Below are 12,280 nucleotides of genomic sequence, written 5' to 3' on the forward strand. Positions count from 1 at the left end.
AACTGGCCACGGCGCTGCGGTTTCGGCATGGCGCTGGCCGGTTCCTGGGCAGGACTCTACCCATGGAATATTCAGCGGCAAATTAATGGAGACATTATGAGCATACCTCTACTGATTGCCTCAGCACTCATGGGCATTGTGGTGACATGTATCGGCATCTACCGGGCCCACGTGCGAGGAGAGTTCATGCTCATGATCCTCGGTATGCTCATCCTGGTGAGTTGTGCAGCGAACTACCTCAAGCGGCAGGACAAGGAAAAACCGGCTGAAAACGATCCGGAAGAGCATGGCTGAAGGAATTCTTAGAGAAGGCCGCTGAAGTCTGTGGGCAGGTCATTGCCGCGGAAATGCGTGCGACCATTGCGGTCCAGCAGTAAAAAAGTGGGTATGGCGAATATCTCATAGGCCTTGACTGCCCTGTCTTCATGATCGCGGAGCAGCAGGTAGCTGATGCCATAGCGGGACCTGTAGCTGCGGATGACTGCCAACGAATCCAGACCACCCACATTGATGCCTATTATCTGAAGCTTGTCGCCGTACTTTTGCGCCAGGGCCACGACTTTCGGTTGAGTCTTGCGGCAGGGCTTGCACCAGGTGGCCCAAAAGTAGAGAAGGGTGGGGCGGTTGGCCAGTTGGGCAGTGAGATTTACGCTCTTGCCGTGTTCATCCATCAATATGAGATTTTGACGGGAGGATTCAGCAGACTGACTTGCTGCCAGGAGCACGAAAAAAGAGGCCAGGAGCAACAGCGGCGTGAGACGTAAAGCTCTATGGCGGCTCTCTGTTTTATTTGCTGACTGCATTTGCAATATCCTGAAAACGAGTTTCTCATAAATATGGTGCCACAGCAGGGTGTTGCAAGTCTGAAGCCACTGGTCCTGATGAACGCTCACCACAGAAGTCTAGAGCAAAGACGATCGCCAGTAATACACTAAAGTAATATGAATTAGATTACTAAGAATAGGGCAGATCACCTTAATACAGCAATGAGATTAAAAAGGCAAGTACTAATGGCAGACATGAGCTCGCGCAGGAATTATTGCCAGTGAGGCGGGCTCTCTGCTGAAAAGAGACAGGGGAAGAATCTATGGATTCTCGGGTGAAGCCGCTCCACTATGTTACTGTGGAATACTGGCTGAGGACCGTCAAAGAGCAGGAGTGCTTCAACAGTCCCGCCAGACAACACCGTTTTCTTCACAGTGTGGAAACCTGGATCGACGGCGTAGATCAACAGCTCGAAGGACTCACACCTGGCCAGGAGCTGACTATCTTGCTGCAGCCAGAGATAGTCGACCAGGTGGCATCTCTCTGGGATGCCAGGCATGGCCTGCCTGCAGGGTCGGATTTGCTCCTGCACCTCAGAGTCCTGGAGGTGGTGGAGGCGACGCCACGAGAGGTGGTCAAAGCCCTGGCTGAAAATGTACAATGCTGCGATCACTGCGGCTCCCATTGAAGAGGCGGGAGCAGCTCGCTTCTTTTGCCAACAGCAGGGGCATACGGGCCAAATTTTCAGGTTTCATCTGCAGCCTTCTTACATTATTGCTAAAGTCTTTACTCTCAGGAGGCGAACCTCCCTTCACTTTTTGTCGGTGACTGCCGAGATCTGGCGAGCCAAAAGCGTCGGCTGCGGCAAAGCTGTCTTGACCCCGCCTGCGTTCTGTATTAAGGTACGACGCCGAGAAACCCACTGAGAGGAGTAACAACAATGGCAACCGTGGGACTGAGGATCATCAGCGGCAACAGCAACCCACAACTTGCTCAGAGCATCTGCGACCAGGTAGGCATTGGCCTGTGCAAGGCAAGAATTGATAGATTCACGGATGGGGAAATTCTCGTTGAAGTGGGTGAAAGCGTCCGCGGCACCGACGCCTTTGTCATTCAATCCATCTCCAGACCAGTGAACGATCATCTCATGGAGCTCCTGGTTATTATAGATGCACTCAAGCGGGCTTCCGCTAGGAGAGTAACCGCGGTGATGCCATACTACGGCTATGCCAGGCAAGATCGCAAGAGCAAGCCCCGCGTTCCCATCACTGCCCGACTCATTGCTGATCTGGTCACTCAGGTGGGCGCGGACCGGGTCCTCACCATGGATTTACACGCGGGACAGATTCAGGGGTTTTTCAACATCCCGGTGGACAACCTCTATGCTTCGCCAATCCTGCTGCCGTATATACGGCAGCAGTTCAATGACGATCTGGTGATGGTCTCTCCGGATGCCGGGGGAGTGCCGCGGGCGAGAGCCTATGCCAGGAGACTGAATGCGAGCCTTGCTCTCATCGACAAGAGACGGGCAGAGGCGAACCAGGCCGAAGCCATGCATCTGATCGGTGATGTGGACGGCAAGACCGCCATAATTCTGGACGACATGGTGGACACTGCCGGCACTCTGGTGGAGGCTGCCAGGACCCTGCTGGAGAACGGTGCCAGGGAAGTTCACGCTTGCTGCACCCACCCTGTTCTCTCGGGACCTGCCATTGAACGCTTGCAGGAGAGCATGCTCGGCTCCGTTGTAGTTACAGATACCCTTCCCAGAAACTCCGAAAAAGAGAGCCTCCGCAAGCTGGTGGTGCTTTCATCAGCACGTCTCTTTGCCGAGGCCATAAAGAGTATTCACAACGAAGATTCCATCAGCCGGCTTTTCGAAATTCAGCACTAGCCTGCGGCTGAATGCTCTCTGGTCTGGATGTTTGCTGTGCCACGCCCTGGCACGGACTCGAAATAGCCAGCATAGACTATTGTGTTTGCCTCCTGCCCCACAAGAGTGTGCTCCTCGCAGTCCGCACGCCCTGATTTCGTGGCAGGTGACAGCGACAGGACTTCTCTGCAGACCCCATTTGCCGGCAGGAGTGCCATTTGATCGAAGACACCGCGGCAGCTCCACCACAGACTCATCAGCCTTTCCTCTATGAACTTGAGCAGAGGCCGCCGCTCTGGCGCAATCTCATCTACGGCATCCAGTGGGCCCTGATCATGTTTCCGGCCCTGGTAGTGGTTGCCGCTGTGGCCGCCCGAGCACTCGGCCTGTCTCCACAGGAGGAGGTGGATTTCTTTCAGAAGATTCTCCTGCTCTCCGGTGCGCTCACAGTGTGCCAGACCCTGCTGGGCCACGGCTATCCGTTGCAGGAGGGGCCCGCCACTGCCCTGCTGCTCACCTTTGTGACGTTGGCGCCCTGTGGCCTACCTGCCATCCAGGGGGGGGTTCTTTGCGGCGGCGTGCTCCTGCTGGCCCTGGGGCGGCTGCGCTTGATGCGCTATCTGACTCCCTATTTTACCGCCAACGTGGTGGGGGTGATCCTCATGCTGATTGGCTTTACCCTGCTGCCCCACCTGATTCCCCTCATGCTCGGCATTGATGCAGCTCATCCTGCCGGCGAGGGGAGCGTCTTTGCCCTGGCCATTGCCCTGGTTCTGGCGGTTGCCGTCCTTTCCCACTGGCTCAGGGGGTTCTGGCAGTCTACGGCCATGATCCTTGGCATAGCCCTGGGCACCACGGTCTTCTTTTTCTGGGGCCGCCTCGATTTCAATTTGTTCAGGGAAGCCTCATGGTTTTCTCTGCCAGAGAGTCTCTGGATGGGTCTGCCCGCCTTCGACATATCTGCGGTAATCACCTGTATTCTTGCCTACATGGCGGTGATAGTCAATTCCGTGGGCAGCATTCACGGAGTGGGCGAGGTGGTGGGCACCCGGGGCATGGCCCGCAGAGTGGAAAACGGCATCGCCTTTACCGGTGTGGGGGGGATCGTTGCCGCTGCTTTCGGTGTAGTGGGAACTGTGAGCTACTCGGCAAGTCCGGGGGTTATTCTGGTGACCAGGGTGGCCAGCAAGTATGCCCAGACAATGTGCGGCGTGGTGCTGCTGATTGCCGCATTTGTGCCGCGATTGAATGCCTTGTTGGCGGCCATTCCCGCAACAGTCGTGGGGGCAGTGCTCTGCGTGGCGCTCGCTTCCCAGGTGGGCGCAGGCATTACCGCCGTTACCGCCGGAGAGCGCAGCCTCGAAGGCAGGGACTACCTGGTGGTGGGCCTGCCAGTCATGCTCGGCACAGTGGTGGCAGCGGCACCGTCGGAGTTTTTTGCTGGCCTGCCCCGGACCCTGCAGCTGCTGGTGAGCAACGGCCTGGTGTTGGGTATAATTCTGGTGCTTCTTCTGGAGCACCTCCTCCTGCGGCAGAGGCCCAGGCAAGGCGACCCCGCTTCCAGGCAAAACAGTGGACAGGACAGTTCTGGAGGATGACAGTGAAACAGGGAATCAGCTGTCCACAGTGCGGTTGTCTGGTGTACAGATATCGCAATCCATTGCCAACAGTGGATATCATCATTCGACTCGCAAGCGATGACATCGTTCTCATCCAGCGAGCCAAGCCTCCGTATGGCTGGGCCCTCCCAGGGGGCTTTGTCGACTACGGTGAATCTCTCGAAGAGGCGGCCCGGCGGGAAGCCCTGGAAGAGACATCTTTGCAGGTGAAGCTCCTGGGTCAGCTGGCTGCCTATTCCGCACCTGACCGTGATCCGCGGTTCCACACCATCTCAGTGGTGTTTGTGGCTGCAGCGTCCGGCACGCCGCGCGCAGCTGATGACGCCCGGGAGGTTGGCGTTTTCAACAGGGAAACCCTTCCCGCCGAACTGGCCTTTGACCACCGCACCATCCTGGAAGACTACTACCGGCGGAGGGAAGAGTTCAGGTAGTTATCGGTTGTCGGTTGATGGCAAAATGAAAGTGCACCTGATAACCAATATTGTCAGCCAGGCGGGAGAGGGAATTGGAGGCACGGCAACGAGTTGGTAGCCGCAGGCTTTAGCCTGCGTTGTCCTGTGTTGTCATCTATTTCGGCAAGCAATTGCGCCATGGCGCCATTGTAATACTGGCCGCTGGTTCAGCCTTCAGGTTAGCCGCCAGCAATCTGGCGGTGAAAGGGGTGCACTTTCATTTTGCCATCAACCGTTATCAGTTGTCAGGAACGACTCGATAGGAGCGGCTCTCTAGCCGCGATCAAATAGATAGCTCCTCTACAACTTGACATTGACGAGAGGAGCCGGCAGCCCGTGGTTGCTTTATCTCATTGCGATCGAGCTTGCGGCCAGGGCTGCGGCTATAATGCCTGTATAGTCTCTCTCCTTCGCCACCTTTGCCGTGCATCATGCCTCAGAATGTCGCAGCGAGACGCTGCTCCCACAGAATAGAAAATACTGGCAATCCTGTGAGAGCGGCATCTTGCCGCGATCTCGAGATGTCAACTGGCGAATCAATACCAGTGGCCGTAGCCGTGTATCGAAACGAGCTCCATTGCCGCTGAAGCAACCAATAACCAATAACCGATAACCGACACCCCTCACCTTCTTCTCGGCCGATCCGGAAACTTTTCCTGCAATTTTTGCTCTACTACCGGAGGCACCAGGCCGGTGACGCAGCCGCCGGACTCCACCACCTCTTTTATTATTCTCGAGGAGATGTATATCCAGCGGGCCCCGGTCATGAGATAGAGCGTCTCCGGTCTCCTGCTCAGCTTGCGATTCATGAGTGCCATCTGAAACTCGTACTCGAAATCGCTCACAGCCCGCAGTCCACGGAGAATGGCCACGGCTCCAGTGGCCTCCACATAGTCCACCAGCAGTCCCCGAAAGCTCTCCACCTCGATGCGGTGCGGCTCCCGGTGATCAATCAGACTCTGCTTGATGAGTTCGAGCCGTTCCTGGAGCGTCAGCAAGGGTTTCTTGGCGGGGTTCTCTGCCAGGGCGATTATGATCTTGTCGAAGATCTTGAGCCCCCGGTCGAGTATGTCCAGGTGACCATAGGTGATGGGGTCGAATGACCCTGGATAGACAGCAAGTTTCACTGCTACTGCTCTCCTTCCTTGACGCGTTGATAGATACTGACGCTCGCTTGACCGTACCTTTTCACGGTGTGCTGCTGCAAACAGCCATAGGTGGACTCCAGCTGTTCGCCCAGAGCATGTTCGCTCACCACCAGAGCCCTGCGGCTGAGCAGTTCGCCTTTGCCGAGCTCAGCCAGGCACTTCTGTGTCAGGCCGCTGCCGTACGGAGGGTCGAGAAATATCAGATCAAAGAGCCAGCCTCGACGAACGAGCCCTCTCAGCCCCTTGCTGAGATCGTACCTCACAATTGAGCCGTTGGCAGGATTGCCGCAGACGGCCAGATTCTTGCGGAGCACTCGCAGAGAAGCAGTGGGGTAGTCCACAAAGATCACCGAGGCGGCTCCCCGGCTCAATGCTTCCAGGCCCATGGCCCCTGAGCCGGCAAAAAGATCTAGTACTCTGCGATAGCTCAGGTCAGGACCGATTATACTGAAGATGGCCTCTCTTACCCGCGCTGCAGTCGGTCGGAGCTTCCTCCCCCTGCCTGCTGTCAACCGGCGTCCCCGGTATTTCCCTGCTATGATACGCATGCGTCCTGCTGTAGACTGTGGAAGAGCAAGAGGGCTGAGCACACCAGCACCAGGCGTGACACTGTCCAGGTCGAGCAGATGCTGAAAACACCTCCTGAGCCAGATTATTCCCGCAGCCAGGCCGTGCCATCCAAGACAACTGCGATATGGTTCATGCCAGCCACATTATAATAGAGTGTGAAAAAATTATCACGGAATTTTCACAGCGCCGTTGTTCAGCCTCCTGGAGCTTGCTGCCGTTGCCGTGCACCCAGACCGAGAATATCGCAGCGAGACGCTGCTGCCACAGCAGGAAAGGGCAGTGCCAATTCTGTGGGAGAGGCATCTTGCCGCGATCCTTGCCGATTACCACTGATAGATAACCGGTGACCGAAAACTACAGATATTCTTCCACCAGCTTTTCGGCAATCTGCACCGCATTGAGGGCGGCGCCTTTGCGAATGTTGTCTGCAACTATCCAGAGGTCGAGCCCCATTGGCGTGGAGATGTCCTCCCGGATGCGGCCCACGAAGGTCTCATCCGTGCCAGCCGCCAGAATGGGCATGGGATAGAGCTTCTCACCGGGGTTGTCCACAACGCGCACTCCTGGAGCCTGAAAGAGGAGCACTCTTGCTTCCCTGGCACTGAGCCTGCGCTTCATCTGGATGTTCACCGCCTCTGCATGGCCGTAGAATACCGGCACCCTCACAGTGGTGGCGGTTATCCTGATTTCCTGGTCCTCCAGGATCTTGCGGGTTTCGTGGACCATCTTCATTTCTTCCTCTGTGTAGCCGTTTTCCAGGAAGGCGCCGATGTGGGGGAAGCAATTGAAGGCGATCTGGTAGGGATATACCTCTGGGGTGTGCTCCTGAAAGCTCAGGAGGCTCCTGGTCTGTTCCTCCAGTTCGGTCATGGCTCGCTTGCCGGTGCCGGAGACTGCCTGATATGTGGAGATGACCAGCCGTTCGATGCCGGCGGCGTCATAGATTGGCTTGAGAACTACCACCATCTGTATGGTGGAGCAATTGGGGTTGGCGATGATGCCCTTGTTGCGGTGGTCAGCTATGGCGTGCGCATTGACCTCCGGCACCACCAGGGGGACCTCAGGGTCCATGCGCCAGGCGCTGGAATTGTCTATGACGACGCAGCCGGCGCTGGCCGCGGCCGGTGCAAAACGCCTGCTCGGAGAAGCGCCTGCAGAGAAAAGAGCAATCTGCACACCTGCGAAAGAATCCTCGCGCAGTTCCTCCACAGTGATGCTTTCTCCCTGGAATTCCATGGTACTGCCAGCGGAGCGGCTGGATGCCAGCAGCTTCAAAGAGGCTACTGGAAACTGCCGCTCTTCGAGAATCTTTACCATCTCATTGCCCACGGCACCAGTGGCGCCAGCTACTGCCACATGATATCCTTTCTCCATAAGTGTCACCTCTTCCCTGTATTGACAAGGCCGCGGCAGCCAGCTGCCAGCGGCAGACAATGATCAGCCTTGCCACTCTGCCTGAAGAGCCGCCAGGATCCTTTGCGGGCAATCCAGGAAACACTAGCGACTCTTAGCAGGTTGGCCTGTTCGAGTCAAGGCTGGGAAAGAGGCGGGTTGTCAATAACGGCCCACCCTGGTATAGATACTGGAGCCTGCGGGCCCGCCAACTTGCTGCCACTGGGAGCAGTTCAGCATGCTGGAGGAGGGCAAGAATGCCGGCGTATTACGGCGGCAGGTTCGAGCAGGGCGGAAGTTGTTTCTGGAGACCATGGATTTCTGTGGCAGAGGAGGGGAGAGGAGACCATGTTCTCAATAAGCGAGGTGATTGATCTGGCTGTGCGGATCGAGGAAAACGCAGAAAAGTATTACCTGGAAGCAGCAGAAAAAATGGCAGATTCCACCCTGAGCAAACTTCTGCTTCAGCTGGCGGAACAGGAGAGAGAGCATGTGGCCTGGTTCTTGCGTCTGAAAGAAGAAACAGCCGCCAAGGGTGTCCAGGATCTTGCAGAGGATGAAGCAGGAGGGCTGCAGCAGTTTCTCGGAGATCAGAAATTTTCTCTCGGTGATACTGACCTCAGTCGTTTGCAGTCTATTGACGATATTCTGGCCGTGGCCATCGAGTTCGAACAGGACACCATCCTGTTTTATTCCATGCTCGGGTCCTTTATCGAAACTGCTGCAACCTCAGAGGCTCTCGAAAAGATCATTGCCGAAGAGGAGCGCCACATAGAGCTGTTGGAAGAACACAGGTCCGGCAAGTGATGGCGGCTCTGCGCCTTTCCAGAAAAGCCATGTTTTTGCAAGCCCCTGCTGGTGCCAGTCACAGATGCACAAGGCGCTGTCCGAGAGAGGAATTCGTCGAAAGGAGCACATGGCATCCTGATGGACATCAAGGAAGATGAAAACATAGAGAGAATTGCCGCCGAGGACAGAGAGTTCATTCTCATAGGCACGGCACATGTGTCCAGAGAAAGTGCTGACCTGGTGGGCAGAGTGATCGAGGACGAGAAGCCCGACGTGGTGTGCGTGGAATTGTGCCAGACCAGGTTTCAGGCCCTCAAAGACAAGAACCGCTGGCAGCAGACCGATCTGATCAAAGTGATCAAGGAAAGAAAGGCGTTCTTGCTGCTGCTGAACCTCATGCTGGCGCACTTGCAGCGGAAAATTGGCAGCAATCTCGGCATCAGGCCTGGTGAAGAGATGGTGCGCGCCATCGAAGCAGCAGAGAAAGAGGGAATTCCCGTGAGGCTGGTGGACCGGGAGATACGAATTACCCTCTCCCGAGCCTGGCGGTTGATGAAGCTGTGGACAAAAATCAAGATCATGGCGCAGCTCATAGCCTCGGGTGGTGAACTGGGTTCGCTCACTGAGGCTGACATCGAGGAGCTGAAGAAGCGCGACGTGCTCGAGACAGTGCTGGCAGAGGTGGGCGCCGCCCTGCCGGAAGTGCGACGAGTGTTGATTGATGAAAGAGATCAGTATCTTGCTCACGAGATACGCACGGCACCAGGGAAAAAGGTTGTGGCGGTAGTGGGTGCCGGCCACCTCCCGGGGATTCGCAAGAACTGGGATTCCCAGGTGGACATTGACCTTCTCAATGAGATTCCACCAAAGGGAAAACTGGCCAGTGTTCTGAAATGGGCGATACCTGGTCTCATCATCGCCATGATAATTCTCGGCTTCTTTGTTTCTGGGGCCAAGGCAGGCACCCAGATGATCAAGTGGTGGGTGCTGGCCAACGCTGTGCTGGCCGGCCTGGGAGCAGCAGTTGCCCTGGCGCATCCCCTCACTGTACTGGCGGCAGTGGTGGCATCACCCCTTACCTCCCTCAACCCCATGGTGGCGGCCGGCTGGGTGTCAGGCCTGGTGGAGGCCTTTCTGGGAAAGCCAAAAGTCAAGGATTTCGAGACCCTGCCGGAAGACATCGTTTCAGTAAAAGGCTTCTGGCGAAACAAGATAACCAGGATCCTCCTGGTGGTTGTTTTCACCAACATAGGCAGTTCCCTGGGCACCTTTGTGGCCATCCCGCTCATGATGCGGGTTTTCAGTTAGGCTTCTGTTGTGGTTAAGATTAAGACCGTTGGGCCAGGGGAAGACTCGCAGCACAAAGAGTGGTTTGCGAGTTGCCGGTTATCAGTTATCAGGGCAAATGAGGCGGTAGGAGCGGTTCTCTAACCGCGATCCAATAAGATAGCCCTCTCCAATTTACCCTTGCGGTTGGAGCGTGGCAGCCTGTGGCATCGGCGTCCTGCCGCGATACCCACGTGGTCAGGGCTACGGTCACGATGCCCGTATCGTTTGACGGCAACGGCGCTGCGCGGTTCAGGCCTTTTACATCTAACTTTGCACTTCTTGGTTTCTGTCTTGCGCTCTGAGCCATGTGCCCTTTCCGAATAACCATAACCAATAACTGATAACCCCATGCCCCTCCCGTCCTGAGCCTGTCGAAGGATGCCCTATGCTCTTGCCAGGGCTACGGCCATTCTCTCCAGGGCTGCTGTCAGGGTCGATCTTGGGCAGGCGAAGTTGAGGCGCATGAAGCCGGGTCCGCCGAAGTCTTCCCCTGCTGACAGGCCCACTCCGGCTTTCTCGAAAAACAGTGTTGGCTGGCGCAGACCGCTGGGTCTGGCGTCGATCCAGGCCAGGTAGGTAGCCTGCACATGCGTCATGCAGAGGCCGGGCATCTGGGCAATGGCCTCACTGACAAGCTGCCTGTTGCCGCGCAGATATTCCAGCAGGGAGTGCAGCCATAGCTGGCCGTGGCGGTAGGCTGCCAGGGCGGCCACGAAGCCGAGGACGTTCACCTCGGGGACAATGCCGGCTATTGCCCGCCGAAATTTCTGGCGCAGTTCTGCTTCGGCAATAATGGCGTACGAGCAGCCCAGACCGGCCAGGTTGAAGGTTTTGCTCGGGGCCATCAGGGTTATGGTGCGGGCAGCGATTTCAGGGTCCAGGGCGGCTGTCGGTACGTGCTGTCTGTGCCCGTCAAGAATGAGATCACAATGGATCTCGTCTGAGCAGATAACGAGGTTGTGACGCAGACAGATGTCTGCCAGGACAGCCAGCTCGTCTCTGCTGTAGATCCGGCCCACAGGGTTGTGGGGATTGCACAGGAGGAAAAGCCTTGTCTTCGGGGTAATGGCATCCTGCAGTTGGTCGAAGTCCCAGCTCCACAGGTCATTTTGCTGCACGAGCGGCACAGTAATGAGCTGCCGTTTGGAATGACGAGGGGCAGTGAGAAAAGGGGGATAGATGGGCACTGCAGTGAGCACCTGGGCAGAATCCTCCACGGCCAGACAGGCGGCATTCAGGGCTGGCACAAGGCCTGGCAGCCAGACGAGCCACTCTTCCTCGATTGACCAGCCGTACGATTTCTGCAGCATGGCGGCAATCTGTTCATTGAGCTCTGGAGGTGGCAGGCTGTAGCCGAATACGCCGTGCTGCACGCGGCGGTGCAGGGCTTCTATCACCGCCTCGGGCGAGCGGAAGTCCATATCAGCTATCCACAGTGGAATAACGTCCCTTCCCCCATACCTGTCCCACTTGAGCGAATTCGTTCCCCGCCGGTCTACTGGAGCATCAAAATCAATAGTCTCGTGCGCAGACGGCATGTTGTCCCCCTGTCTGTGGTTTGCTTCGAGAGGGCTGCTGCTGAAGTTTGCTGGCAGCCAGAAGCAGCCGGCTGCTACTGGCCCGGCAATCAGCAGTGCTTCTTCTATTCACTTTTGCCAGTGAATGGTTATCATTAATTGCAGCTGCAACACAAGACGCTAATTGATGGCAAGTGGCATGAATTGACCACTGTGAAGGGAAGTGACATGCTATGAACCGCAGATCTTTTTTAAAGAAGGCCATGGTCATGGCGGCGAGCGCCAGCGCATTGCTCGAATTGCTGGGCAGAGCCGCGCCGCTTGAAGTGCTGGCTGACAGCCAGCAGGCAGCTTCAGGACCAGAAGGGGGCTCTACCATGCCGGCAAGAGTGATCAGGAGCAAGCAGGAGTGGCAACAGCAGCTCACACCGCAGCAGTTTTATGTGACCAGGGAAAAGGGTACAGAAAAGCCTTTTAGCGGCGAGTACTGTAATTTCAAGAAAAGAGGGGTGTATCGCTGCGTGTGCTGCGGCAACGAGCTTTTCAGTTCTGAAGCCAAATACGATTCCGGCACGGGCTGGCCCAGTTTCTGGAAGCCCATCTCCAGGGAGCACATCAAGGAGGTGCAGGACAACAGCTTCTTAATGAAAAGAACCGAAGTGCTCTGCAGCCGCTGCGATGCCCATCTCGGACACGTATTCACAGACGGTCCCCCTCCCACAGGCCTGAGGTACTGCATAAACTCAGCAGCCCTGAAATTCGTGCCAGCCTCTTCGGCTGAGTGAGGGCCCGGCCTCCAGTTGAGAAGGAGAACAATGCAGCTTGA

The 12,280-nt window shown here is 56.5% G+C and carries 13 protein-coding genes; 8 read left to right on the top strand and 5 right to left on the bottom strand.

Features of this window, described 5'->3' with window-relative positions:
* Positions 1-96: 96 nt before the first annotated feature.
* The gene (locus JRI89_03830) at positions 97-294 is read left to right on the top strand and encodes a hypothetical protein (protein ID MBW2070365.1); all 198 of its coding nucleotides are present in this window, start codon (positions 97-99) and stop codon (positions 292-294) included.
* An 8-nt stretch (positions 295-302) separates the two neighbouring features.
* Here JRI89_03830 and JRI89_03835 read toward each other — a convergent pair whose 3' ends face one another.
* The gene (locus JRI89_03835) at positions 303-803 is read right to left on the bottom strand and encodes a TlpA family protein disulfide reductase (protein MBW2070366.1); all 501 of its coding nucleotides are present in this window, start codon (positions 801-803) and stop codon (positions 303-305) included.
* 284 nt (positions 804-1,087) lie between these two features.
* Here JRI89_03835 and JRI89_03840 point away from each other — a divergent pair, with 284 nt between their 5' ends.
* From JRI89_03840 to JRI89_03855, 4 genes are all read left to right on the top strand, one after another.
* Entirely contained in the window at positions 1,088-1,453 is a 366-nt protein-coding gene (locus tag JRI89_03840) for a hypothetical protein (protein MBW2070367.1), read from the top strand.
* Between the two features lie 252 nt (positions 1,454-1,705).
* Positions 1,706-2,659: a ribose-phosphate pyrophosphokinase gene (locus JRI89_03845; GenBank protein ID MBW2070368.1), complete on the top strand. Its 954-nt coding sequence runs from the start codon at positions 1,706-1,708 to the stop codon at positions 2,657-2,659.
* 197 nt (positions 2,660-2,856) lie between these two features.
* Positions 2,857-4,236: a purine/pyrimidine permease gene (locus JRI89_03850; protein ID MBW2070369.1), complete on the top strand. Its 1,380-nt coding sequence runs from the start codon at positions 2,857-2,859 to the stop codon at positions 4,234-4,236.
* Complete coding sequence (locus JRI89_03855) at positions 4,233-4,688, top strand: NUDIX hydrolase (GenBank protein MBW2070370.1); 456 nt, start codon at positions 4,233-4,235, stop codon at positions 4,686-4,688. Before JRI89_03850 ends, JRI89_03855 begins: the two co-directional genes overlap by 4 nt.
* Positions 4,689-5,332: 644 nt before the next feature.
* Here JRI89_03855 and coaD read toward each other — a convergent pair.
* From coaD to JRI89_03870, 3 genes are all read right to left on the bottom strand, one after another.
* The gene (gene coaD / locus JRI89_03860) at positions 5,333-5,836 is read right to left on the bottom strand and encodes a pantetheine-phosphate adenylyltransferase (protein MBW2070371.1); all 504 of its coding nucleotides are present in this window, start codon (positions 5,834-5,836) and stop codon (positions 5,333-5,335) included.
* Positions 5,837-5,838: 2 nt separating this feature from the next.
* Positions 5,839-6,405 carry a 16S rRNA (guanine(966)-N(2))-methyltransferase RsmD gene (rsmD, locus tag JRI89_03865; GenBank protein MBW2070372.1) on the bottom strand — a complete coding sequence of 189 codons (567 nt, stop codon included), beginning with the start codon at positions 6,403-6,405 and terminating at the stop codon, positions 5,839-5,841.
* Positions 6,406-6,781: 376 nt separating this feature from the next.
* Positions 6,782-7,801: an aspartate-semialdehyde dehydrogenase gene (locus tag JRI89_03870; GenBank protein MBW2070373.1), complete on the bottom strand. Its 1,020-nt coding sequence runs from the start codon at positions 7,799-7,801 to the stop codon at positions 6,782-6,784.
* Positions 7,802-8,167: 366 nt separating this feature from the next.
* Here JRI89_03870 and JRI89_03875 point away from each other — a divergent pair, with 366 nt between their 5' ends.
* Positions 8,168-8,626, top strand: coding sequence for a ferritin family protein (locus tag JRI89_03875; protein ID MBW2070374.1), 459 nt, complete (start codon positions 8,168-8,170; stop codon positions 8,624-8,626).
* Positions 8,627-8,746: 120 nt separating this feature from the next.
* A complete protein-coding gene (locus JRI89_03880; protein MBW2070375.1) occupies positions 8,747-9,916 on the top strand; it encodes a TraB/GumN family protein in 1,170 nt (389 codons plus the stop codon).
* A gap of 404 nt (positions 9,917-10,320) precedes the next feature.
* Here the strand turns inward: JRI89_03880 and JRI89_03885 are convergent, their stop codons facing one another.
* On the bottom strand, positions 10,321-11,475 hold the full coding sequence (locus JRI89_03885; GenBank protein MBW2070376.1) for a PatB family C-S lyase: 1,155 nt from the start codon (positions 11,473-11,475) through the stop codon (positions 10,321-10,323).
* A gap of 356 nt (positions 11,476-11,831) precedes the next feature.
* On the opposite strand from JRI89_03885, the gene msrB reads away from it, so the two are divergent.
* Positions 11,832-12,239, top strand: coding sequence for a peptide-methionine (R)-S-oxide reductase MsrB (gene msrB, locus JRI89_03890; GenBank protein MBW2070377.1), 408 nt, complete (start codon positions 11,832-11,834; stop codon positions 12,237-12,239).
* Positions 12,240-12,280 lie beyond the last annotated feature (41 nt).

Source organism: Deltaproteobacteria bacterium (genome assembly GCA_019309045.1).
Taxonomy (GTDB): Bacteria; Desulfobacterota; Syntrophobacteria; order BM002; family BM002; genus JAFDGZ01.